Here is a 25,381-nt window from a genome sequence, read left to right as displayed (position 1 = left end):
ATCAGAACTTGAAGTAGACGCCCGCTTTCAGCATTTGCGGTTTTCCGCGGATGATCGTGTGCAGACCAAATGCGCCGCCTGTGTTGCCGACGTCGATCAGGTATTCCTCATCAAAGATGTTCTCGCCGAGGACGTAGGCGCCCCAACGTTCGCTGGCACTGTCAAAGCCGATGCGGAGATTGGCAATGCCATAAGCATCCTGGAATTCATCGACCGGCGTACCATCCGGATACGTCTCGCGGACGCGGGTAAAGCCGCCATTGCCGTCGGCCACATAGTCGTAGCCATTGTCATCTTCGAAGAAGTGATCGTCTTTCCAGATGTAGGTTGGCACGATGGAGAACTGACCATACTCACCCGCCGGGATGGTGATATCCGCAGCAAGGGAGAAGCTGTGCTCCGGGCTGATCCGGAAGCTGTTGCCGGCGAATTGCAGCGGATTGCCGTCATCATCTTCATCATCATACTGGGAGTGCGTGTAGGCATAGGTCGCCAGCAGGCGGACATTCTCTGACACCAGCGCCTGACCGTCGAATTCAAAGCCATACTGGGTGGCGTTGCCGGAATTCTCCGTGATGAAGATACCCTGGATTGGGTCGAATTTGGTCGTCTGGAAGTCTTTGTACTGGCCATAATAGATGGAGCTGGTCATCTGGAGGCGTTCATCGAAGAAGCGGCCGAACATGCCGACTTCAACATTGTCCAGCGTTTCGGCATCTATAACATCATAATTCGCTCCGGAGGCGGACAGAACTTCGGGGCGACGGCCGCGGCCATAAGCCACCCAAGTGTTGATGTTGTCAGAAACGCGGTAGGCCGCGTTCAGACGCCATGTGAAGGCACCATCTGTGTCTTCGGAGGCTGAGGCCAGATTGTCCAGTGTTGCCGCGCTAAGCACCAGAGTCGGGGCCATGGTCACACCATTGCGGCCAGCCAGATATGGGTTGGACTTCAAGACGTGGGCGATCGTGCTGGCTGACAATTCTTCCTTCGTGTAACGCAGACCTGCGGTTACTTCGAGGCGATCCGTCAGGGCATAGGTCACATCGCCGAAAAGGTCATAGGTGTCCCGGCCATAGGTGGCGACTTGCTCTTCAAGGTGCTCGCCATAGAGTGGCACGAGGCTGCCGCCGCCCATCAGGAAGGCCAGCATGGAGTATTGAAGAGGCGTATCGAAGCTGCCCAGATTTTGACCACCCGGCAGACCCTGTGAGGCCAGATAGGCACCGAACTGATCGACGCTGGTACCCTCAGGTGCGACAGCGCTGACAAGGTTTGGCGCGAACAGGGACTGAGCATAGGCTTCGTCCGTCGAGAAGCGCAGGATGTCCTTGCCATTGATGGTGAAATAGTTGCCGCCGAAGAACGCGGTCAGTTTGCCACCAGCATCATAGTTCAGGCGCAGTTCCTGGCTGAATGTATTGGCTTGGCGAGCCTGATAGAACTGGAGCAGGTTGATGGCGATGCCGTCAGAGTCCCATGCTTCGTTCGAGAACAGGTTGCGATAGTCCGTCAGGGAGGTGAGGGACCAGGCATCGTTCAGATCATACTCGACGTTTGCCGTGACATAGAAGAGTTCACGGTCATTGCCGAGCTTGCCACGCACCTGGTCATCATTGACGTTCATCGCGGTTGCGCCATACGGGTCAACCTTACCATTGACCGGGAAGAAGCCTGAGGTGAACTGCGTTCCCGTGGAATCGTCTTCCTGATAATTCACATAAAGGTCAGCCGTCAGTTTCGGCGTCGGAGCCCAGCGGACCGCAGTGCGCAGAGCCGTGGTGTCCTGACCCATAAGATCCGGTGAGTTGGCCGTATTTGGAACATATCCGTCCATGTTCTTGATCTGGCCGGCAACACGAACCGCCAGCGTATCGCTGAGCACATAGTTATAGTGGCCTTCGGCGCGCAGGAAGCTGTAATCGCCACCTTCAAGAGTCAGCGAACCGGAATTGCCATTCAGTGAGGCATGATTCTGGATGAAGTTGATGCCGCCGACGAGCGCGCCCTGACCGAACAGTGTGGCCTGCGGGCCTTTGACGACCTCAACGCGTTCCATGTCATAAATGGCCAGGTTTGTCGCAAAGCCTGGATTACCAATGGCCACGCCGTTCTGGAACATGGCGACGCGAGGGGTGCCGCCATCGGACACAACGCCGCGAAGGGAATAGCTGGGCGCGTTGAGGCTTTGTGCCTGAACAGATAGGCCCGGGATGAAGTTGCCAAGATCTTCCAGATCATCGGCGGCCAGCTTGTCGATCAGGTCCTGGCTGGTAACGGACACGTTGATCGGAACATCAATCAGGGACTGTTCCTGTTTCTGCGTTGTCACGGTGACAACTTCCAGACGACGGGAATCGTCCTGAGGTGCAGATTGTGCGAGTGCGGATATTTGGCTGGAAATGCCGATGGCCGCGATCGCCGTCGCGGAGAGATAATAACGTTTCATGGTTCAACCCGTCTTTGTGTGCGGCGCAACATGGCCGCCCCGGGCGCTGGTTAGTCACAGCCGGGAACCGTCTCAAATCAAGGTTTTGCAACAGATATGCGGCAATTCCACTACATCCGCGTTCATTCTCTCCCGGAAGTGGAACTGCCTTGCATATAGTCTGCAAACCGAATGAAAAATTGGAACACAGATGAATTTTGTGTGACGTTTGCAGCGCGCGCGCGGAGGGCACCTTGCGTCACACGGTTCAGCAAAATTGTGATGCTGACTGCAACACGGGCAGAGATGGTTTAGAAGGAAGCGGCCTGGAACGCTGAATCGCGCGCGGTTTTGCGTGCAGCTCAGTGACTAGGCCGATGATGATGCCGCTACGTCATGATCAAATGTGTGAACAAAGCCGCCCGACAAATTAATGTTGCATAAGCGCCGAATTGGCTGGTCTTAGAGCAATATCAAGATATCTGACGTTATAGACACAGGTGGATCGTTGCGTGGGCACGGGCCCTGTGTCTACGACACAAAAAAAGAGATTTTTGCGACGGGTTTAGGCGTGTTGGCCGTTTAAGAAGAGACATTTTCGGGCGGTCTGTTGGTTTTGGTGAGAAAAGTGTTGTTTAACAAGGTTTTATTTTCCGCTTTGGTGCCGGGCATGCTGCTTGTTACCGCATGCAGCGGGTCAGATGAGGCGCAGAAACCTGCTGCCCAAGGCGCGGAGCGGAGTGTGCGTGTCATTGCCCAGCCTGTGCGGTTGACCAATGAGGCTGCGAAAGTGGAAGCAGTCGGTACAGCCCGCGCCGAACGTGCCGCCACTATCTATCCCGAGACGTCGGGCCTGGTCACGTCCGTGAACTTTGTATCCGGCCAGTATGTGGAGAAGGGCGCCACTCTGGCCCAGCTGGACAATGTCCAGCAGCGTCTGGCCGTCGCGAAGGCGGAGATTGCGTTGAAGGATGCCCAGCAATTGCTGGAGCGCTATCAGCGGATTGATGTGCCCGGTGCTGTCTCAACCAGCCAGATTGATGCGGCCAAAACCGCCGTTGAGGCCGCCAAGGTAGACCTTGATGTGGCAAAAGAGTTGCTGGCTGACCGCGTGGTGCGGGCGCCGTTCTCTGGTTATGTCGGCTTTACGGATATTGATGCCGGTGCGCGCGTCACTCAGTCCACAGAGATTACCCGCATTGATGACCGCGACATTCTGTTCGTGGATTTCTCTCTACCGGAACAGCTGTTCGGTCAGATCGAGACGGGCAGCATTCTGCATGTCGATCCGTTCGCCAGCGTAAATGCCAAGGTCGAGGCGGAAGTCACTGTTGTCGGTAGCCGGATCAATGTTGAACAAAGATCCTTCACCGTGCGCGCTGCCATCGACAATGCCGATGATGTGTTGCGCCCTGGGATGAGTTTCCGCGTCAGCTTTGATGTGGAGGGGGATGCCTATCCGGAAGTGCCGGAAGCCTCCATCGTCTGGGGCGGTGATGGCCCGTATCTGTGGGCAGTCGAGGATGGCAAGGCCAAGCGCATGCCGGTCACGATCATCAGCCGCAAGGAAGGCCGTGTTTTGGTGCGCGCCGATCTTCAGGAAGGTGATCTTATCATCGCCGAAGGCGTTCAGAAGGTGCGTGATGGTACGCCGGTGATGAACATTGTGGAGTCGCGCAAGGAAATCAGCCTGGATGTACCTTCTGGCGCGGTGTCGGCTCAAGGGGCCCTGGAATAATGCATTTTCGCCGGTCCGGCGGGATCGCGGAACTTGCTGTCCGTCGTCCCCTTTTTGTCACTGTCCTCAACCTGCTGATCATCATTGCGGGTCTGGCGGCCCTGTTCGGCACCGAGGTGCGCGAACTGCCGGACGTTGACCAGCCCATCGTCATGGTGCGGGCAAGCCTGCCGGGCGGCGCGCCGGAAACCATCGATGCGGAAGTGACGAGCGTGCTGGAAGGTGCGGTCGCGCGTGTCTCTGGCATCCGCGAGATTGTCTCTTCAAGTGAAGAGAACAGTGCGCGTATTCGTATCGAGTTCAATCCAGGTGTGGATCTTGATGTGGCCGCGTCCGATGTGCGTGAGGCCGTCAGCCGCGTGAACCGCCAATTGCCGGACCGTGTGGAGAATATCTTCGTCACCAAAGCGGATGAGGATGCCTCTCCGATCATGACGATCGCTGTGGTCAGCGAGACGGTGCCGGAAGATGAGCTTACCCGGATCATCGAAAAGGACATCTCGCCCGAATTGCTCGCGGTTGAAGGCGTTGCCACTTTACAGGAGTTTGGTACGCGTGAACGCCAGATGCGGGTGGTAATTGATCCGCTGCGACTCAACCGTTTTGGTTTTACGATCAGTGATGTCGCAACGGCCCTCAGGGCTGCGCCTTTTGATGTGCCGGTTGGCAGCTTCCGGTCGGATGACCAGGAATTGCTGGTACGCGCTGAAGCCACAGCAGCAACGCCAGCACTGGTAAAGGATGTGATCATCCGTGACCCCATTCGCATTGGCGATGTGGCGGATGTGGTTCTGGCGCCTGCGGATGCCGAGAACATGTTGCGTCTGAATGGTGCGCCGGTGATCGGTCTAGGTGTTGTGCGTCAAGCGCAATCCAACACGATCGCGATTTCCAGCAATATTAAGAAGAAGGTGGAGATGCTGAACAAGCGCCTGCCGGATGTGCAGGTTTTGATCACGTCTGATGAGGCCGTCTTCATCGAAACCTCTGTTAGTGAAGTGGTTACCAGCCTGCTGATTACCATTCTGATCGTGATCGCGACGATCTGGCTGTCGCTTGGTTCCCTGAAGGCGACGATCATTCCGGCTGTGACGATCCCGGTTGCGCTGATCGGCACATTGGCAGGTATCTGGGCGTTTGGCTTTTCGATCAATTTGCTGACCCTGCTGGCCTTGGTTCTGGCAACCGGCCTGATCGTGGATGACGCGATTGTTGTGCTGGAAAACGTCCAGCGCCGCCAATCCGAAGGCCTTAAGCGCCGCGCCGCAGCCGTGCTGGGCACAGAGCAGGTGTTCTTCGCCGTCATCGCGACGACTGCTGTGCTGGTCGCCGTGTTCGTGCCGATCTCCTTCCTGCCATCCATGACCGGGCGCCTGTTCCGGGAGTTTGGTTTTGTGCTGGCCATTGCCGTGATCATCTCATCCTTTGTGGCGCTGACCATCGCGCCGGCGATTGCGGCGCAGTTCAAGTTCAAGGAAGAGACAGAGCATAAATCGGGTTTCATCTCCTCCATCGGAAGTGTGCTGCAGGGCGGCTATGACCGCGCGCTGAATGCCAGCCTGGTGCACCCGGTCATTACCGTGCTGATCTCTATCGCGCTGGCAGGCGGTGCTTATTTCGCCTTCAAGAATCTGAACAGCGAGCTTGTGCCACCGGAAGACCGCGGCCGCATTCAGGTGTTTGCGACCGGGCCGGATGGCGTTGGCCTCTCCTATATGGAGCGCCAGGCCGATCAGATTGAGGAAATCTTCCAGCCCTTGCTCGACAGCGGTGAAGTGCAATCCCTGTTTACCGTTGTCGGCCAGTGGGACCCGAACCGCGTCATGGTGACAGCGGAGCTGGCCCCTTGGGAAGAGCGCGAAAGAAGCCAGCAGGACATTATCGCCAGCCTGCGTGAGCCGCTATCGCATATTCCGGGTGCACGGGCCTCTGCCTTCGGGCGCAGCAGCCTGGCCGTGGGGTGGGGCAACCGCGCAGGGCTTCAGGTGGCTATCACCGGTGCGGACTATCAGGAAATTTACGAGGTCGCGCGGGAGATGGCAAACCGCATCGAAACGCAATCCGCCATCCTCTCCAATCCGGAGATTTCCTATCAGCCGACCCAGCCCCAGCTGCGCGTCGAGATCGACCGTCGCCGTGCGGCGGATCTGAAAGTGCCCCTGGAAGAGATTTCCCTGACTCTGAGAGCCATGGTCGGAGGGGAGGATCTGGTCGATCTGAACGTGAATGATGAGACCATTCCGATCTTCCTGGAATCCCGGGCCACAGCCATCGTGTCGCCAGCGGATCTAAGCAACCTCTATGTCCGCTCATCCACGGGTGCGTTGATTCCGCTCTCCAGCCTCACCAAGATCGTGGAAGAAGGTGTCGCGGCCCAGCTGGACCGTGTGGAACAGCGCCGGGCAATCCAATTTGAAATGGATGTCGCAACAGGCGCGCCGATGGCGGACGCCGTTGCAGAGATTCAGGCGATAGCAGCCGAGCTGCTGCCAAGTGGGATGAACCTTGTGCTGCAGGGAGAGGCGGCCACACTGGAAGAGTCCTCTCATGAATTGCTGCTGACTTTCGGCTTTGCGTTGGTCATCGTGTTCCTGGCACTCGTCGCGCAGTTTGAGAGTATTACCAGCCCGTTGGTGATCATGCTGATTGTGCCATTCGGCCTTGCTGCGGCCATCTATGCGATGGCACTGACGGGAACGTCGCTGAACATCTTCTCGCAGATCGGTCTGATCCTGTTGATCGGCCTGATGGCGAAGAACGGGATCCTGCTGGTCGAATTTGCGGACCAGTTGAGAGGTGAAGGCAAGTCTGTGCGCGACGCCGTGCAACAGGCGGCATCCATCCGTGTGCGCCCAATTCTGATTACGGTGATTTCCACCGCGCTGGGCGCTGTGCCGCTGATCCTGTCCAGCGGGGCAGGGGCAGAGGCACGCCAAGCGATTGGCTGGGTCGTGTTCGGTGGATTGGGGTTGGCGGCTGTCTTCACCCTGTTCCTGACGCCTGTTTTGTATCTTGGCATCGCCCGGTTTGCGAGCACGCGGACCTCCAGCGGCAAGGCGCTGGATCATGAACTCAAAAGCGCTCATGGCGAAACGCCTGAGACGCATATGGGGCCTGCAGAATGAAGTATTCGATTTCAGCAATCGTCTGCCTGGCTGTGCTGCAGGGCTGTATGGTTGGTCCATCGACCGAGCCGCCAGCCATTACGGTGTCAGAGGACTACCTGACGCATATAAATCCGTCTGCAGAGCAGGCTGTTGATGCTGAGTGGTGGGAGAAGTTCGATGATGCGGAGTTTTCCCGCGTCATGAATGCCGTACTGGAGCAGAATCTCGATATTGATATTGCCCTCTCGAATGTGCGCGTGCGAGAGGCAGACGTCACGATTGCAGGCTCTGCCTTGCTACCTTCCTTTGATGGCTTCATGCAGACGCAGCTGAATTCGGTGCTCACTGGCGGCGTGGATGGCGATGTCAGCGCGGCAGCCGGCGGTACGCTCGGTTATGATGTGGACATTGCCGGCGGCAACAAGCGTTCCGTGCAGGCTGCGATGGCGCGTCTGGAAGCAGCGCGGATCTCCGTCAATGATGTGCGCCGGCTGGTAACACGCCAGGCCGCGCTTCAATATATCGAATTGCGCCGTGCCGAGGCACGTCTGGAATTGTTGCAATCCTCTCTGGATCTGCAGACGCAGACGCTGGAGATTGTACAGTCTCGCTATAGCGCGGGCCTCTCGCCTGCTCTGGATGTTGATCGTGTGGCCGCTGACCTGGCGCGGACCCGTGCGCAAAAGGGCGTGCTGGAAGCAACACGCAAAAGCGCTGATTACGCGCTGTCCGTCCTCGCGGGCCGCAGCCCGGAAGATCTGGTGCTGCAAACTGAACGCCAGGAAGAATTGCCGACCTATCAGGGGGCGCTGTCTGCCGGAGTGCCAGCAGACTTGCTGAGGCGTCGCCCTGATATTCGTGCGGCTGAGGCGCAATTGGTGGCAGAGCTGGCCTCTGTTGGCGCACGGGAGGCTGACCTTTATCCCTCTCTGCGTCTACCGGGCACGATCCAGGCCCGTGGAGGTTCCAGCAATTCGGTGACAGAGCAGGTCACACTTGGCCTTTCCGCTATTCTGGATGTGCCGCTTTTTGATGCGGGCGCACGCAAGGCACGGCTGGAGGCGCAAAAGGCGCAGGCCGATATTGCCCTGGCGAATTACCGCGCAAGCGTGCTGGAGGGACTTCAGGAAGTTGAGACAGCATTGGTGCGCATCGAGGCGCTGCAGCAGCGTCTTGATGAGCTGAACCGCGCAGTGGAGGCCAGCGAGTCAGCCTATCGCCAGCTGGAAGCGCTCTACCGGGAAGGCTTGTCGAGTTTTCTGGATGTGCTGGATTCCCAGCGCCAGTTGATTGCCAGCCGCGAGACCGTGATTGATACGCAGGCAGATTTGGCCGCCGCAATCATTACGCTGAACGCCTCATTGGGATTTGGTGACATCTAACCCGCTTTCCTCCCCTCAGGAAACTTGCAGTTCGCGCGGCATGATCAGGGGTGCCAATGCGCGGATTTACTGGTTATGGGTCTGGCGATGATGGAAACAGATACCCCCTCAGTACCGGAGCCTGTCGTGTCCGGTTATCGCAACATTCTCGCGATTGTTGCGGCGCTGACCATTCTTGCGGCCGCAATGTCTGCGCTGTCGGTTCTGATCGCGCTGAATTTGCGGAGTGCAGGTATTTCCAATGCGGCGCTGGGCCTTGTGGCATCAGCCTTTTCCCTCGGTTTTCTGATCGGGACCAATCTGTCTCCGTTCGAGATCAAGCGGATCGGGCATATCCGGTCTTTTGCCTTCTTTGCGGCGATCGCGGCGATAGTGGCGCTCGCTTACACGCTCAGTATCAATGTGCTGGTGTGGACCGGCTTGCAGGTGTTTCTGGGCATTTGCTGCGCAGGACTGCTGACGTCCGGCGAGAGCTGGATTGCCGATGCTGCGCCGTCTGACAAGCGCGGGGCGGTGCTGGGCTTCTATTACTTCGTTTCCAAAACAGGCGCTGTGGCGGGGCCATTCGTCATTGCGGGTATCAGCAGTCTCACGACAGGCTTCATGGTGCTGGCCGCCTTGTTTGCGGCTTCTCTGCTGCCCGTGACGGCGACGAACCGTGCGCAGCCATCCTTCTCCGGCGCGGTGCCGTTCGGGCCCCGGCAGATATTTCGGAAAGCGCCGGGCGCGGTCTATGCAGCCTTCACGGTGGGCATTGTGAATAATGCCGTTGCGCAGCTTTATCCAGTTTATGCTTCTCAGGTGATGCCGGAAACCAGCACCGTGTTTGCCGCGCAATTTAATGCGGCGCTGACCATCGGCACCATGCTGGCGCTCTGGCCGGCGGGTACAATCTCCGACCGTGTGGACAGGCGTCTCGTGCTTTGCGTGCTGGCCACGATCGGCGCAGCCGCATCAGCGGGCATGGTGATGTTTGCAGGAACTGGCTCAGCTGTGATTATTCTGGGGCTCGCGCTGGCTTTCGGGGCAGGTTCCCTCAGCTGTTACGCCATCGCGGTGGCCCATGCGGCGGACCGCGCGAACCCGGAACAGGTCACCTCCATGATGGCGGGCATGCTGACCATCTGGGCCATAGGCTCCGCGCTTGGGCCTGTGCTGGCAGGTCTTGTCATGACACGGTCCCTCGGTGCGCCGGGCCTGTTTGTGTTCTCCGGTGTATCGCTGGGTATGTTGGCGCTGCTGATGGTGACACGGGCTGTGCGTTATGAGAATACGCCGGAGGAAGACAAGGAGCCGTTCGGCGTCGTCACCGCGACCAGCTATGCCATTGCCGAAGTGGACCCCCGCGGCTCAGAGGACGAGCAGTTGGACTTGTTCAACGAATAGAGACCCTGTTGCGTCTGGCAAACACAGGCCACGCAAACGCTTATACCCCCCAAGGGTGTAGTTATCTGTGGTCAATGCCCCTAGACAGGTCTCTCCACAAGAGATTGCCCGGGGCATTATGGACACGTCTACCATCATCATTTTCGTTGCGGCACTGGTCTTTGTGTCTGCTGCTGTTGGCTTGCTGAAAGCATTCGCCAAGACTGCCAGCGACACGCTGAAACAGGAGGCTGCGGTGGAGTTTGAAGCGAATGTGCCCGCGACGATCCAGTTCATCCAGGCCTATGGCAAAACGGCACTTGGATTTAGTGAAACGGGAGGCGTTTGGGTCTGGCAGAAGCCATCGCCGGTTTGGCAACTGAATAGAGGTGATGTGAGCAGTTGGTATGCTGGCGAAGTCGTGTTCACGGGCCTGGATGCCGGCACTGCCTCCACCACTAATCTGATGCTGGAACAGTCGGGAAGTGAAGACAGAATGGCGGCCAGAGAGGCCAGGCCATCTTATGTGCTGATCTATGGGGGCGGCGAACGCCTGCTCGTAAAGGTCGGGATTGTCGACAAGGCCGACACAGAGGAAGTCCGAGTCTGGCTCGAAAAAGCCTTTCCGGGGAAAGAGTGCAAAGAGCCTGGCAGTCTGACACTGCAACCGGCAGGCTCTTTTGCGGCCTAGTTGGTTTCGGCTTCAGGTTGCGCTTCCTGTTCCCATGTGCCAAGCGCGCGGTAGAGCGCGAGGGCGTTCAGGTTGCGGTCCAGATTGGCGATGATCAGCTGTTGTTTGGCGCTGTAATCTTCCCGCTGAGCGTCCAGCACTGTCAGGTAACCATCGAGACCGGACTTGAAGCGTTCCGATGACAGGGACAGCGTAACGGTTGTGTCCTCTGCCAGCTGTTCAAGCGCCTCAAGCCGCTTGTCAATTGTCTCGGAAACAGCGAGCGTGTCAGAGACATCACGGAAGGCCTGCTGGATTGTGCTTTCATAATTGGCGAGCGCAGCATCCGCATTTGCACGGGCAGCATCCAGACGACCCTGACGGTTGCCAAAGTCAAAGATTGGTATGTCGATGCTCGGCGTGAAGGCCCAGCCGCTTGTCGGATCGCCATTGAAGAGATCATCCAGATCGCCGCTGGCGATGCCCACATTCCCGGTCAGCGAGATGGACGGGAAGAAGGCCGCACGCGCCGCGCCGATATTGGCATTGGCCGCCAGAAGCTGACGCTCGGCGGCGATCACGTCGGGGCGCATCAGCAGGGCTGCGGAAGACTGGCCGACAGGAACGTCCACTCTCACCGGAGCGGGGAAGAGAGAGGCCTGGTTGGCCAGGTTTGCAGGAAGCTCCGCACCCGTCAGATAGCGAAGGGCATTGAGGTCCCGCCGCACGGCCGCTTCATATTGCGCCGCTTGTGCCTGAGCCTGCGAGACAGATGCAGAGGCCCGACGAACGTCCAATTCGCTGGCCGTGCCGGCTTCAAACAATTCGTTCGTCAGCGAAAGGCTTTCAGACTGACTGCTCACTGTCTGGTTGGCCAGGCGAAGCAATTCCTGATCGGAGGCGAGTTGCAGCCATGTCTCTGCAACGGTTGCCACAAGGGCAATCCTGGCGGCGCGTTCACCTTCAGCCGTCGCGAGATAGGTCTGCAGGGCGACAGCATTCAGATTGCTGACCCGCCCGAAGAAATCCAGTTCCCATGCCGCGACGCCCACTTGGGCGTAGGTGCTGTCAACAAAGCGAGTGTTGGGGCCAGACCCATCATCGAAGGTGTCAGCAATCTGACTGCTGGCGCCGGCGCTGATATAGGGCCACAATTGCGAGCGTGAGCTTACAAGGTTTGCCTGCGCAGCGCGGACATTCGCCGTTGCAGCTCTCAGATCGCGATTGTTTTCCAGCGCCTGTTCGACAAGATTGCGCAGGGCCGGGGAGGTGATGACGCCTTCCCAGTAGAGCGGAGCTTCATAGCCCCGTTCGACCGTGGCGGAACCAAACTCCGTCGGCACAGGCATGTCAACGCGCTCATATTTCGGTGCCATGTTCATGCAGCCTGTCAGGGTGATCAGGCTAGCTGCCGCAAGAAGATTTAGTTTGTGGCTCATGCTGGGTCTCCGGCTGTGTCGCCATGTTTGGGGGTACGAGAAGTCAGTTTACGCACCAGAACATAGAAGAGCGGAGCGAAAAGCAGGCTGAAGGTCATGGCCGCGATCACACCGCCAAGCACGATTGTGCCGATGGCGTTTCTACCAGCAGCTCCTGCGCCACTGCTGAGTGCCAGAGGCAACACACCAAAGGCAAAGGCGAAGGATGTCATCAGAACCGGTCGGATACGCAGACGGACGGCTTCGATCGTCGCTTCCACCAGTTCCTTGCCTTCATTCTCAAGGTTGCGGGCAAACTCGACAATCAGGATGGCGTTTTTGGAGGCAAGGCCGACCGTGGTGAGAAGGCCTACCTGGAAGAAGACGTCATTTGCAAATCCACCAAATGTTGCGCCTGCTACAGCACCAGCCACACCCAGCGGGGCAACCAGCAGAACGGAAACCGGAATGGTCCAGCTTTCATACAGGGCAGCAAGGCAGAGGAACACAAACAGGATGGAGATGACGTACAGGGTGGTTGCCTGGTTGCCTGACTGGCGTTCCTGACGGCTGAGTCCGCTCCACTCATAGGAGATGCCAGGCGGTAGCTGACCGATAAGTTCTTCCATGGCCTCCATGGCACCACCTGAACTCAGGCCAGGTGCGGCGGAGCCTTGAAGGTTCAGGGCGGAGATGCCGTTGAAGCGCTGCAGTTGAGGTGAACCAATGATCCAGTCACTGGTAATCATCTCGTCAAGCGGAGCCATTTCGTTGGAACTGGTTCTCACAAACCAGTTGGAAATGTCTTCCGGCTGCATGCGGTCGTTCGCATCGCCCTGAATATAGACGCGCTTGATCCGGCCACGGTCGATAAAGTCATTTACATAGAGGCCGCCGAACATGGTGGACATCAGGCTCGTCGCATCAGAGACAGACACGCCGAGAGCCTGGGCCTTCTGGTAATCCAATTTCAGATTAAATTGTGGGCCATCTTCTACGCCATTCGGGCGCACACCTGCAAGGCGCGGATCCTGGGCGGCCATACCGAGCAATTGGTTGCGGGCACCCACAAACTCTTCATGGGACAGGTTACCTGTGTTCTGAATGAACAGGTCAAACCCGCTGGCATTGCCCAGTTCGCGGATGGCGGGCGGGGAAATTGCAAAAACCTGCGCCCGGTCGATCTGGGAGAGTTCCCCCATGGCGCGGCCGACAATAGCCTGCACGGAGTTTTCCTTGCCGGGGCGCTCAGACCAGTCTTTCAGGGAGGCAAAGGCGATACCGTTATTTTGGCCCTGACCGGCGAAGCTGAAGCCTGCGAGAGAGAATATACCTTTAACGTTGTCACCTTCTTCCGTCTGATAATAGTCAACGACTTCATCCATGACGGACATGGTGCGCTCAAGGCTGGCATTTGCCGGCAATTGGGCAAGGGTAAAGTAGTTGCCCTGGTCTTCGTCAGGAAGGAAGGAGCTGGGGATGCGGGTGAATGCAAGGCCCGTCAGCGCGACAATGATGGCGAAGACGCCAACCATGATCAGGCGCCGTCTAAGGATGCGGTTCACCACAGCTTCATAGCCGACGGTCAGCTTGTCAAAGCCGGTATTGAAGACTTCGGCCGGTTTGCCCAGCCAGGAGCTTTTCGAGTGATCCTTTGGCTTCAGGATGGTCGCGCAGAGCGCCGGGGACAGCACAATCGCGATCAGCACGGATAGCGCCATGGCAGATACGATGGTCACCGAGAACTGGCGATAGATGATGCCCGCAGAGCCCGGGAAGAAGGCCATGGGCACGAATACAGCAGACAGAACAACTGCGATGCCGACAAGGGCGCCGACGATCTGTTCCATGGAACGGATCGTTGCCTCACGCGGTGGCAATTTCTCATCATGCATCACGCGCTCGACGTTCTCCACAACAACAATCGCGTCATCCACCAGAAGGCCGATGGCGAGCACCATGGCGAACATGGTCAGTGTGTTGATGGACATGCCCATGACCAGCAGCACGGCAAATGTGCCAAGCAGCACGACAGGCACAGCAATGATCGGGATGAAGGAGGCGCGGAAGCTTTGCAGGAAGACCAGGATCACAATGAAGACTAGGAAGATGGCCTCAAACAGGGTCTTCTGAACCTCGTGAATGGACGTTTCGATGAAGGGAGTGGAGTCCACCGGAAAGGCATATTCAATGTCGTCTGGAAAGTCTTTGGACATCCCTTCGACCGTCTTCTTCACCAACTCGGCCGTGTCGAGTGCGTTGGCGCCGGTCGCAAGGGATACGGCAAAACCGGTTGAGGGCATGCCGTTATATTTCGAGATGAACTCGTAGTTCTCTGCGCCCATCTCAACCTTGGCAACATCCTCAAGACGGACAGAGCCGCCTTCGGGAGTCGTTCGGATAAGAAGGTTGCGGAACTCTTCCGGTGTCGAGAGAAGGGATTGCAGGGTGATGGTGACGTTGATTTCCTGGCCTTCGACTGACGGCGCGCCGCCGAGGGAGCCTGCTGAAATCTGCGCATTCTGTGCCTTGATCGCATTTACGATGTCAGAGGGCATCAGCTTGTACTGGACCAGCTTTTCAGGTTCCAGCCAGACGCGCATGGCATAGCGTGATCCGAATGCCTCAACCCGGCCTACACCATTGAGGCGACTGACAGTGTCGTAGATATTGGAGCGGACATAATCCCCCAGATCGGTCTGGTCATATGTTCCGTTCGGAGAGTACAGCGCGGTAATCAGCAGGAAGCCGTTACTGGCCTTGCTGACCGTCACGCCTTGCCGCTGCACCTGTTCGGGAAGGAAAGGTGTTGCGAGAGACAGTTTGTTCTGGACCTGAACCTGCGCAATATCCGGATTGGTGCCCGGCTTGAAGGAGAGGTTGATCGTGGCAGAGCCGTTCGAGCTGCTGGTGGAGGTGATGTAGTCGAGCCCGTCAAGACCGGTCAGCTGTTGCTCGATTACCTGCGTGACAGAGTTTTCCACCGCTTTGGCCGATGCGCCCGGATAGTTGCCCATGATGCTGATCGTGGTCGGGGCAACATCTGGGTACTGTGCAACCGGAAGCGTTCGCAGGGCCAGGCCGCCTGCCAGCATGATGAGGATCGCAATCACCCAAGCAAATACCGGGCGATCAATGAAGAATTTTGCCATTTGAAACTTCCGTAGGTCTTATTTCGAGCCGCCGCGTGCATCCTGGGATGCAGACAGCTTGCTGGCGGCGGAGATAGGTGTGACTTTCATGCCGGGACGGATGGACTGGAGGTTGGACACGGCGATCTTCTCGCCGGGCTTCAGGCCGGATGTGACGATCCATTGGTTGTCGACCTGTTCGGCAATCTCGACGACACGCTGCTCCACAGTGCCATCCTCATTGACGACCATGACGGTTGCCTGACCAGTGGCGGATCTTGAAACGACTGACTGGGGCAGGAGGAAGACATTTTCATAATTGCCGGCGGCAAAGTTGGCTCTCACGAACATGCCAGGCAGAATGATGCCATCAGGATTGGGCACCACAACCCGAACAGCGACGGTGCCAGCGCTCTCATCAACGTTCACCTCGCTGAACTCCAGTTCGCCGACAAGACCGTTTGAGTCATTGTCGCTCAGCAGGATGTTGACCGGGATGGTACGTCTCTCAGTGGTCGCAATCTCTCCGGAGGCCATCTGCTGGCGCCAGTTCAGGATGCGGGAGCTTGAAACCGTAAGGTCGACATAGACCGGATCGAGTTGCAGCACACGCGCCAGAGGTTCGGCTTGGTTCTGCGTAACAAGCGCGCCCTGCGTGACAGAAGAGCGGCCGATCGTGCCTGTGATCGGAGAGGTGATCTTGGTACGAGCCAGATCAATCCGCGCGCTATCCAGAGCGGCTTTTTGCATGGAGATGTCGGCTTCGGCCTGGCGTGCAGATGCGACCGCTTGGTCATATTCCTGCTGGCTGACAGCGTTGATTTCTGCGAGGCGCTTGTAGCGATTGGCTGTTTCGCGAGCGACATCAGCCGTTGCTTGGGCGCGCTCCAGTGAAGCTTCCGCACTGCGCGCCGCCGCAGCGTATTCAGCCGCGTCGATCTGATAGAGCGCTTGGCCTTTCTGAACAACATCCCCTTCCGTGAAGAGGCGTTCCTTGATGAGGCCGGTCACCTGGGGGCGAATTTCGGCTTCAGCATAGGCGCGTGCGCGGCCCGACAGCTCTATCGTGTTGGGCACGCTGGTCAGTTCCGCCGTCATTGTTTCAACACGGGGAGCAGCCTGTTGCTGGCTCATGTCGGCTGAGGGGGAGTCATTTCCACATGCCGCAAGCAGTAGTGAAGTGGCCATAACCAGCGCCGAAAGGGTTTGTGTGGGTATGCGCATGAAAGTTCCTTGACGACTGACCAGCCCGCAGGCTATTCAAAATATAGAATGAGCGCTCTATCTAATGCTGCGTCGCAGCAAGTCAAGGAGGCGGTGCATCAAATTATGGGTAGGAAACGTTAATGAGCCAGATTCTAGGAACAAGGATGAGCGCAAAGCGCGAAACACGCATCGCATCCATACTTGATTGCGCGGAAAAGAACTTTGTCGAGAAGGGGTTCCATGGGGCCGGAATCTCCGGGATCGCCCGTGATTGTGGCATCAGCGTTGGCCACCTGTATCACTATTTCCCTTCAAAGGACTCGCTGGTCGAGGCCGTGACGGAACGAGAGCTTTGCCGTCAGCTTGGGCGTATGCGGGAGTTTGAGAATGATACACCGCAGATGGTGCAGGAGGGTATTGTCAGCACGATATCTGACATCATCATGCGCAAGGAAGATCCTTTCAGGACGGTTCTGAACTTCGAAATTCTCGCCGAAGCGCAGCGTAATCCCTCGGTTGCGGATATTCTTCAAAAGCATGACGCCGTGATGCGGCAGGAATTCAGCGCCATTCTGGAGCGTGCGGGCCTCGATTCTATTCAGCTACGAACTGAGCTTCTCTTTACGATGCTGTCCGGACTTCCTGCGCGGGCCCTGCGACATCCGGAACAGGAGCGAGCCTCATTCCTTGAGACCATGAAGCCTGTTCTGGAAAGCATTCTGGGAGATTGTTGGGACGGGGACCCCAAGAAGGCGAAATAATATGCCCCATATTTCCTTACGGAAGACATTTTTAGCCCAAATGAGCCTGACAAATCGGTAAGTCTGCGCTACCCGGATATCATGGTCGTTACCCCCATGAAACCTGCTGCCGGAAAGCCATGACGCAAGACACCACACAGTATCTTAAATTAATTGAGCAGCGCCTGCTTTGGCTGTCTGCCTGGATTGTTCATAATGCCAATCATTTGCGCGCCAAATCAGATGGCGATGTCAAAGTTGGCGGCCACCAGGCTTCTTGCGCCTCAATGGTCTCGATCATGACGGCGTTGTATTTTCATGAGCTGAAACCGGAAGACCGTGTTGCCGTGAAGCCCCACGCCTCGCCCGTGTTCCACGCCATGCAGTATATGATGGGCAATCAGACGCGCGAAAAGCTGGAGAGTTTCCGTGCTCTAGGTGGCGCACAATCCTACCCCAGCCGCACCAAGGATGTAGATGATGTGGACTTCTCCACGGGCTCGGTTGGCCTTGGCGTGGCGATCACGGCATTTGCGTCCCTCATGCAGGATTATCTGGAGGCCAAGAAATGGGCCGCTGACAAGCCGCTTGGGCGGATGATTGCGCTGGTCGGTGATGCCGAGCTGGATGAAGGCAATGTCTATGAATGCCTTCAGGAGGGCTGGAAGCATGGCCTTCGCAACACGTGGTGGATCATTGACTATAACCGTCAAAGCCTGGACGGCGTTGTCCGCGAGGGGCTGTGGGAAAAGATCGATGCGATCTTCAAGGCATTTGGCTGGCGCACAGTGGTGCTGCGCCATGGCGTGCTGCAACGCGCAGCCTTTGGGGAGCCAGGCGGCGAGGCGTTGAGGCAATGGATCCAGTCCTGTCCGAATACGGACTATTCTGCGCTGACCTATCAGGGCGGCAAGGCATGGCGCAAACGCCTGATGGACGATATTGGCGATCAGGGCGATGTGACGGAACTGCTAGAGAAGCGCTCGGATGATGAACTGGCGGCCCTGATGAACAATCTGGGCGGTCAGTGCGTCGAGACGTTGATGAATGCCTTTGACAGCATTCAGGATGACCAGCCGACCGTGTTTCTTGCCTATACAATCAAAGGCTGGGGCACGCCATTGGCGGGGCATAAGGACAATCATGCCGGCCTGATGAATCCGGCGCAGATGGCCGATTTCCAGAAGCGGATGGGCGTTCCGCAGGGCCAGGAGTGGGAACCTTTTGCCGCGCTTGATGATGCAGGCAGCCTGCGGGCGTTCATGGAAAAGGCCGAGTTCTTCTCCAAAGGTGCCCGCCGCTATGAGGCGCCAATCGTGAAAAGCCCCGGCCCCGTATTTCTTGATGACCGGGAGCTGTCCACGCAAGCGGGATTTGGCAAGATACTCGACGCGCTGGCGAAGACTGATAGCGAGCTGGCCGACCGTATGCTGACGACATCTCCTGATGTGACGGCTTCGACCAATCTCGGACCCTGGGTGAACCGGCGCAGCCTGTTTGCCCGGGATGCGCGTGAGGACAAATTCCGGGAAGAGCGCATTCCGTCGACGCAGAAATGGCAGTTTTCTCCCGAAGGTCAGCATATTGAGCTGGGCATTGCGGAGATGAATTTGTTCCTGCTGCTGGGCGCAGCTGGGCTGTCACATAGCCTGTTCGGTGAGCGGATCATCCCGATCGGAACTGTCTATGACCCCTTTGTGGCGCGCGGACTCGATGCCATGAATTATGCCTGTTACCAGGATGCACGCTTTATCATCGTGGGCACACCCTCGGGGGTGACGTTGGCGCCAGAAGGCGGCGCGCACCAATCCATTGGGGCGCAGCTGATCGGCATGAGCCAGGATGGGCTTGTCTCGTTCGAGCCGGCTTTTCTGGATGAACTTTCCATCATCATGGACTGGTCGTTTGATTATCTCCAGCGCAGCGGCGAGGGGGATCCGGATGAGCGGACCTGGTTGCGTGACGAGACGGGCGGCTCTGTCTATTTGCGCCTGACGACCCGTCCCCTGGAGCAGCCGGGCGTGAAGGCGCGTGATGATGAAGAGTTTAGGCGCGGCGTAGTCGATGGCGGATACTGGTTGAGAGAACCCGGCCCGAATTGTGAAGTCGTCATTGCCTATCAGGGCTGTGTCGCGCCCGAAGCAATCGAAGCTGCTGGCCGCATCGGCAATGACCGGCGAGACATTGGCGTTCTAGCGATCACGTCAGCTGACAGGCTGAATTCCGGCTGGACAGCGGCGCGCCGGGCCCGGGCGCGCGGCGTGGAAGATGCAACCAGTCAGATTGAGCGGCTGATGGCGGGCGTGCCGCGGGATGCGACGCTGATTACTGTAACGGATGGTCATCCAGCGACGCTGGCCTGGATCGGCTCTGTCAGGGGGCATCGCACGATGCCCTTGGGCGTGGAGCATTTCGGTCAGACCGGGACGATCTCTGATCTCTACCGGCACTTCATGATCGACGCCGATGCGATTACAGCCGCTGCCAATCATTTGTCCGTGGGGCGTCCTATTCGGCTTAGCGCTCGAAACATTTGACGATTCTGGATTTGTCTTCTTATTAGCATGCATGTCTGACCATCATGATCTTCTTATTGCCCTGCGCCAGATAACGCGGGCCATCGACCTGAACTCCAAACGCCTTGCCAAAACATCCGGGCTTACTGCGCCGCAATTGCTGGTGCTGCAGACTTTGGCGCGGTCCGGCTGGGACAAGCCGTCCGAGATTGCGCGGCAGATCCATCTTTCGCAGGCAACGGTCACGTCGATTGTCGACCGGTTGGAGGCGGCTGGCCTGGTTGAACGCAAGCGCAATCAGGATGACCGCCGCGTGATTGATGTGGTGATTACAGAACGTGGCCGGAAAAACCTGGCAGACGCACCAGAGCCGCTCCAAGAGGGGTTCCTGAAGCGGTTTGAGGCATTGGAAATGTGGGAAAAGACTCTCCTCGTTTCATCTGTGCAGAGACTTGCTGCAATGATGAACGCGGAGAGCCTGGATGTGGCACCTATCCTTGAGGTGGGAGATCTATCCCAGCCGGATTGATCAGCTGTCGGAAACTTCCACGAATGTATCTTCCTTGGGGCTGTCCCATAGAAGGTGGCGGTCTTCCAGAATGATCAGGTTTTCACGGCTGATGACGGTGCCGCCGGTCTGGTATCCTAGAAGATCCTTGGGAGGGATTTCCGGATGACGTGCCAGCACCATGGTTTCCTCTGAGGAGAAATTGGTCATGCCGCGGGCAATTTCTTCACCATGCTCATCATAAATGTGGATCACGTCACCCTTCACATATGGGCCCTGAATGGACTTGATGTCTTCGTGACGGATATGGTCGATGTCCTTGGCGATCTTCTTGGCGACATCGTCGCGGATCACCAGGCTGCCGGCAACTTGCAGGCGGTCTGTCAGCCATGCGGCCCATGCAGAGGCGGGCTTGGTATGTGCAATGCACTTGGTGTGCTTACGTTCCCCGTAAAGAACCGATGATACCGGCGCTTCATGCTCGCCATTGGCGATCAGCGTGGTGCAACCAGCATTCTGGGCCATGTTTGCGGCTTGCATCTTGGTCAGCATGCCGCCACTGCCGAGGCTGCTCGTGCCATCTGTTACAGCAATATATTCGCTGACATCGGAAACCTCCTCGACCAGCTGCGCACCTTCCTCTTCGGGATTGCGGTCATACAGGCCGTCAATGCAGGTCAGGATCACGAGATGGTCCGCCTGGATCATCTGGGCAACTTTCGCGGCGAGACGGTCATTATCACCGACGCGGATTTCTTCGGTCGTGATGGAGTCGTTCTCGTTCACGATGGGCAGGATATCGCCCTGGAGAAGTCGGTGAACAGTGTTCTTTGTGTTCAGGAAGCGCTTGCGCTCTTCCATGTCCTGTAGGGTTACCAGAACCTGAGCAATATCAAAACCGAATTCATGTGCCACTTGCTTGTAGGCGTTCAGAAGAAGCGGCATGCCGCAGGCCGCAGCAGCCTGTTTATCCCGAAGGCCGGCGGTTTCCGGTTTTTCGCCCAGCATGTTCAGGCCAAGGGCCACAGCACCTGATGAGCAGAGGACAACTTCATATCCGTCATTACGAAGTTTCGTGATGTCTTCAAGAAGTCGTTGTATGAATGCCCAGCGCGGCGTGAGAAGGTCAGGATTGGCGAGAAGGCTGGATCCGATTTTCACGACAAGGCGTTTTTTAGCAGGCAAAATATGCTCCCGTAGTAGCTTAGGGGCGGACATAGGTAGATTTTCCGCGGGATGCAAATGATTAGCTTACAAAATACCCGCGGGTGTTGCTCATATACACAGTTGCCCCGTATCAACAGGGTATATGGTAGATTTTTTCGAAGCGTCCACCCCTGTGCCTGCAGTATATAATTTGAATTCTAAACAAATATTATTATGTGGCGAGTCAGGCAAACATGGAAAGGCTGAGCATGAAGATACTTCTTCTGGGTTGTGGAAAAATGGGCGGTGCCCTTCTGACGCAATGGGTAAAGGCTGTAGAGGCTGAGTTCACCATTGTGGATCCGTTTTTGGATCAACAGCCTGAGGGAGCGCGCCTCCTGAAGAAGGTCGAAGATATTGGAGATGAGCAGTTTGATCTGCTGATCGTGGCGATAAAGCCGCAAATGATCGACGAAATCCTGCCTGCCTATAAGAATGTACTTGCCTCGGATGGAGCGATCGCTTCCATCGCTGCAGGATGCTCGGTTCAGCGTCTGAAAAAAGCGCTGCCGGGATTTCCTGTCGTCCGCATTATGCCGAACCTTCCTTCTGCAATTGGTGCAGGTGTTGCGGGCCTATATGCCAGTGAAGATGCTGGCGATGCCCACAAATCTGCTGTCCAGGAGCTGATGGAAGCTGCTGGCACAGCCGTTTGGGTCGGCGAGGAAGACATGCTTGACCGCGTTACAGCAGTCGCTGGAAGTGGCCCAGGTTATGTATTCGAAATCGCGCGCGCCTACATCGAAGCCGCGCAGGAGCTTGGTTTCTCGGCTGAGCAGGCGCGTGATCTCGTCATGGGCACCTTGAATGGCTCTATCCAGATGGTTCTGGAAACCGGTGACGATCCGGAAAATCTGCGCAATTCCGTGACCAGCAAGAACGGCACGACTGAAGCCGGCCTGAAAGCGCTGAATGGTGACGGATCCCTGACCAAGCTTCTGAAAGCAACAACGGAGGCTGCTTACAAGCGCGCTGTGGAGCTGCGCTGAGGGCCCCTACAATCAAGTAAAGGACAAAACGTGACCACATTGGACTCCCGTTTAACCGCCTATATCGCCGGGCTTGGCTCGGATGCACAATCTGCTGCAAAGGCCCTTATGACGGCCACGACAGATCAAAAGAATGAGGCCTTGCGAGCTGCGGCTACAGCCTTGAGAGAGGCCAAGCCTGAGCTGCTGAAGGCGAATGCCGAAGATGTTGCCAGTGTCGGAGATTCCCGGCCGGACTCATTCATTGACCGCCTCAAGCTGACAGATGAACGTGTCGAGGGCATTGCCTCCGCAATTGAGCAAATTGCGGAGCTGCCTGACCCCGTCGGTCGGCTCCTCTCCACCACAGACCGACCGAATGGCTTGAAGATTGAGCGTGTAGCTGTGCCGATTGGCGTGATCGGCATGATTTACGAGTCCCGCCCGAATGTCGGTGCGGACGCCAGTGCGCTTTGTCTTAAGTCCGGCAACGCCGTGATTCTACGCGGCGGATCGGAGAGTGGCAATTCCACGCGCGTCATCGTCAAGTGCATGCAAAAAGGCCTCAAGTCGGCTGGTCTGCCGGGAAAAGCCGTGCAGACGGTAGAGACAACAGACCGCGGTGCCGTGAAAGCGCTGCTCCATGCCGTTGATTATGTCGACCTGGTCATCCCGCGCGGCGGGCGTGGCCTGGTCGAACTGGTGCGCGATGAGGCCAAGGTGCCAACCCTGCTGCACCTGGATGGCAATTGCCATTCCTACATTCATGCCGAGGCCGATATCGACAAGGCACTTGACGTGGTGCGGAATGCGAAGCTGCGCCGGACCGGTGTTTGCGGCGCAACTGAGAGCATCGTGGTTGACCGTGCCATTGCGAAGGACGTGCTGCCAAGACTGGTCGACGTTATGGAAGGATGCGAGCTGCGCGGAGATGCTGAGGCCCGCGAAATTGAACCACGCCTCGCCGAAGCCTCTGATGAGGATTGGTCAACAGAGTATCTCGACGCCATCGCATCCGTGAAACTGGTGGACGGTCTGGACGAGGCGATCGGCTTTGTCAGCAAGAATTCCTCCGGCCACACCGATGCGATCCTGACCGAAGACAAGGATGCTGCGCGCCGTTTCATGACCAGCATCGACAGCGCCGTGGTCATGCACAATGCCTCCACACAGTTTTCTGATGGCGGAGAATTCGGAATGGGTGCAGAAATTGGCATTGCCACGGGCAAAATGCATGCTCGAGGCCCTGTTGGCTTGGAGCAGCTGACGAGTTTTAAATATCTGGTACACGGGGCGGGGCAAACGCGACCGTAGAGACATTTGGTACAGGCGCCGTGTAGCAGCGGCGCCTTTCTTGAAATTTACGAGGATAGCGAGAACAACATGACGATCAGCCTTCCGGAAATGATTTCCCTTGGCGCGTATTTTGTCCTGATGATGCTTATCGGGCTCTATGCGTACAAAGAGTCTACAAGCGATGTGTCTGAATACATGCTGGGCGGGCGCAACCTGCACCCGGCTGTAGGGGCATTGTCTGCGGGCGCCTCTGACATGAGTGGCTGGATGCTAATGGGGCTTCCTGGGGCCGTTTATGTCAGCGGCTTCTCAGCAGCATGGATCGCGGTTGGCCTCACTATTGGTGCCTATCTGAACTATCGGTTCGTGGCGCCGCGCCTCAGGGTCTATACTGAACTCGCCGATGACTCGATTACCATTCCGGACTTTTTCGAGAAACGCTTCCACGACTCCTCGCATGCTCTGCGCACCATCTCTGCGCTGGTCATCATCATATTCTTCACGGTCTATACGTCCTCCGGCATCGTGGCGGGCGGCAAGCTGTTTGAATCGGCCTTCGGGCTCAACTACCAACTCGGCCTATTCGTGACGGCCGGCGTTGTGCTTGCCTATACCGTAGTTGGCGGCTTCCTGGCTGTCAGCCTGACGGACTTTGTCCAGGGCTGCATCATGTTCCTCGCGCTTATCGTCGTGCCGGTGATTGCATTCTTCGTGGTCGGCGGCTGGAGCGGCATGGAAGAGGCGATCCTGCAATCTCCGCCCTATATTGACTCTGTCAGTGGCGCGGTGGGACCAACCCGCGATCACTTCTTCGAAATGTGGCCAGAGGGCATGACCTTCCTGGGGCTGATCTCCCTGCTGGCCTGGGGGCTTGGCTATTTTGGCCAGCCGCACATCATTGTGCGCTTCATGGCGATCCGCTCCCTCAAGGATATCAAAACCGCCCGTATTATCGGGATGAGCTGGATGCTCGTAACGGTTATCGGTGCCGTGTTCGTTGGCGCAGTCGGCGTTGCCTATGTAAACCAGCATGATCTTGGCGCAGACCTGACGGATTCCGAAGCGATCTTCATTCTGCTGTCGCAGATTGTCTTCCACCCGCTGGTTTCCGGCTTCCTGCTGGCGGCGATCTTGGCGGCGATCATGAGTACGATTTCGTCTCAGCTGCTTGTCTCTTCCAGCTCGATCACAGAAGACGTCTACAAGACCTTCTTCCGCCGTGAAGCCTCACAAACCGAACTCGTCATGATTGGCCGGATTGCGACCGTTGTGGTTAGCCTCGTGGCGATCGCGCTTGCCTTCAATCCGAACAGCAACATTCTGGACCTGGTGTCCAATGCCTGGGCAGGCTTCGGCTCTGCCTTCGGTCCGATCATCCTGCTCAGCCTGTTCTGGCGTCACCTGACGCGGGACGGTGCACTCGCAGGCATGATTGTGGGCGCGGTGACCGTGCTGGTCTGGCTATATGTGCCGCTGGTTCCGGGTGAAGAGGGTGCGCAGCCGCTGGAATCCATCGTCTATGCGATGATCCCGGGCTTTATCCTGTCTGGTCTGGCTGCTTACCTGGTCAGCAAATTTGGCCGGAACGTGAAGCCGCATGTTGCAGACCGCTTTGACGACATGTCGACCCATATGGCCGAAAACCAGTAGAGTGGGCCTCCGCTTTCGAGCGGAGGCCGTGACAGGCGATAGCTAAGGCGTT

The 25,381-nt window shown here is 57.3% G+C and carries 16 protein-coding genes; 11 read left to right on the top strand and 5 right to left on the bottom strand.

The window, feature by feature from the left end; genetic code table 11:
- Window position 1: 1 nt before the first annotated feature.
- The gene (locus HY2_RS04345; RefSeq protein ID WP_034825044.1) at window positions 2-2,449 is read right to left on the bottom strand and encodes a TonB-dependent receptor; all 2,448 of its coding nucleotides are present in this window, start codon (window positions 2,447-2,449) and stop codon (window positions 2-4) included.
- Window positions 2,450-3,098: 649 nt separating this feature from the next.
- Between HY2_RS04345 and HY2_RS04340 the strand changes: the two genes are divergently transcribed.
- The 5 genes from HY2_RS04340 to HY2_RS04320 all read left to right on the top strand — a co-directional run bounded on the left by HY2_RS04340 (window position 3,099) and on the right by HY2_RS04320 (window position 10,711).
- Window positions 3,099-4,166, top strand: coding sequence for an efflux RND transporter periplasmic adaptor subunit (locus HY2_RS04340; protein WP_064773869.1), 1,068 nt, complete (start codon window positions 3,099-3,101; stop codon window positions 4,164-4,166).
- Complete coding sequence (locus tag HY2_RS04335) at window positions 4,166-7,291, top strand: efflux RND transporter permease subunit (RefSeq protein WP_034825040.1); 3,126 nt, start codon at window positions 4,166-4,168, stop codon at window positions 7,289-7,291. The genes HY2_RS04340 and HY2_RS04335 overlap by 1 nt, the downstream gene beginning before the upstream one ends.
- Window positions 7,288-8,655, top strand: coding sequence for an efflux transporter outer membrane subunit (locus HY2_RS04330; protein ID WP_051594709.1), 1,368 nt, complete (start codon window positions 7,288-7,290; stop codon window positions 8,653-8,655). The genes HY2_RS04335 and HY2_RS04330 overlap by 4 nt, the downstream gene beginning before the upstream one ends.
- A gap of 87 nt (window positions 8,656-8,742) precedes the next feature.
- Complete coding sequence (locus HY2_RS04325; RefSeq protein ID WP_233346708.1) at window positions 8,743-10,041, top strand: MFS transporter; 1,299 nt, start codon at window positions 8,743-8,745, stop codon at window positions 10,039-10,041.
- A 118-nt stretch (window positions 10,042-10,159) separates the two neighbouring features.
- Window positions 10,160-10,711, top strand: a complete 552-nt coding sequence (locus HY2_RS04320) for a hypothetical protein (protein ID WP_034825038.1) — start codon at window positions 10,160-10,162, stop codon at window positions 10,709-10,711.
- Here HY2_RS04320 and HY2_RS04315 read toward each other — a convergent pair.
- Genes HY2_RS04315 through HY2_RS04305 form a run of 3 tightly spaced genes read right to left on the bottom strand, consistent with a single transcriptional unit; the run spans window position 10,708 to window position 16,373 of the window.
- Entirely contained in the window at window positions 10,708-12,129 is a 1,422-nt protein-coding gene (locus HY2_RS04315; protein WP_034825036.1) for an efflux transporter outer membrane subunit, read from the bottom strand. The genes HY2_RS04320 and HY2_RS04315 overlap by 4 nt on opposite strands.
- Complete coding sequence (locus HY2_RS04310) at window positions 12,126-15,260, bottom strand: efflux RND transporter permease subunit (RefSeq protein ID WP_034825034.1); 3,135 nt, start codon at window positions 15,258-15,260, stop codon at window positions 12,126-12,128. The genes HY2_RS04315 and HY2_RS04310 overlap by 4 nt, the downstream gene beginning before the upstream one ends.
- Before the next feature lie 18 nt (window positions 15,261-15,278).
- Window positions 15,279-16,373, bottom strand: a complete 1,095-nt coding sequence (locus HY2_RS04305; protein WP_158535316.1) for an efflux RND transporter periplasmic adaptor subunit — start codon at window positions 16,371-16,373, stop codon at window positions 15,279-15,281.
- A gap of 212 nt (window positions 16,374-16,585) precedes the next feature.
- Between HY2_RS04305 and HY2_RS04300 the strand changes: the two genes are divergently transcribed.
- The 3 genes from HY2_RS04300 to HY2_RS04290 all read left to right on the top strand — a co-directional run bounded on the left by HY2_RS04300 (window position 16,586) and on the right by HY2_RS04290 (window position 20,230).
- A complete protein-coding gene (locus HY2_RS04300) occupies window positions 16,586-17,206 on the top strand; it encodes a TetR/AcrR family transcriptional regulator (protein WP_081814916.1) in 621 nt (206 codons plus the stop codon).
- A 119-nt stretch (window positions 17,207-17,325) separates the two neighbouring features.
- The gene (locus HY2_RS04295) at window positions 17,326-19,722 is read left to right on the top strand and encodes a transketolase (RefSeq protein ID WP_034825028.1); all 2,397 of its coding nucleotides are present in this window, start codon (window positions 17,326-17,328) and stop codon (window positions 19,720-19,722) included.
- Window positions 19,723-19,753: 31 nt separating this feature from the next.
- The gene (locus HY2_RS04290; protein ID WP_034825026.1) at window positions 19,754-20,230 is read left to right on the top strand and encodes a MarR family winged helix-turn-helix transcriptional regulator; all 477 of its coding nucleotides are present in this window, start codon (window positions 19,754-19,756) and stop codon (window positions 20,228-20,230) included.
- On the opposite strand, the gene proB is transcribed toward HY2_RS04290, so the two are convergent.
- Window positions 20,231-21,394 carry a glutamate 5-kinase gene (proB, locus tag HY2_RS04285; protein ID WP_199285695.1) on the bottom strand — a complete coding sequence of 388 codons (1,164 nt, stop codon included), beginning with the start codon at window positions 21,392-21,394 and terminating at the stop codon, window positions 20,231-20,233. It abuts the gene before it with no gap.
- A 230-nt stretch (window positions 21,395-21,624) separates the two neighbouring features.
- On the opposite strand from proB, the gene proC reads away from it, so the two are divergent.
- The 3 genes from proC (at window position 21,625) to putP (ending at window position 25,329) form a co-directional block, all read left to right on the top strand.
- Window positions 21,625-22,404 (top strand): pyrroline-5-carboxylate reductase, encoded by a 780-nt coding sequence (gene proC, locus HY2_RS04280; RefSeq protein WP_034825075.1) that lies wholly within the window; start codon window positions 21,625-21,627, stop codon window positions 22,402-22,404.
- A gap of 39 nt (window positions 22,405-22,443) precedes the next feature.
- Window positions 22,444-23,697, top strand: a complete 1,254-nt coding sequence (locus HY2_RS04275; RefSeq protein WP_112063286.1) for a glutamate-5-semialdehyde dehydrogenase — start codon at window positions 22,444-22,446, stop codon at window positions 23,695-23,697.
- Between the two features lie 69 nt (window positions 23,698-23,766).
- Window positions 23,767-25,329, top strand: a complete 1,563-nt coding sequence (gene putP / locus HY2_RS04270) for a sodium/proline symporter PutP (RefSeq protein ID WP_081814917.1) — start codon at window positions 23,767-23,769, stop codon at window positions 25,327-25,329.
- Window positions 25,330-25,381: the final 52 nt, after the last annotated feature.

Origin of the sequence: Hyphomonas pacifica (assembly GCF_000682675.1) — a bacterium.
GTDB lineage: Bacteria > Pseudomonadota > Alphaproteobacteria > Caulobacterales > Hyphomonadaceae > Hyphomonas > Hyphomonas pacifica.
This window is presented reverse-complemented; position numbering and strand designations above follow the sequence as displayed.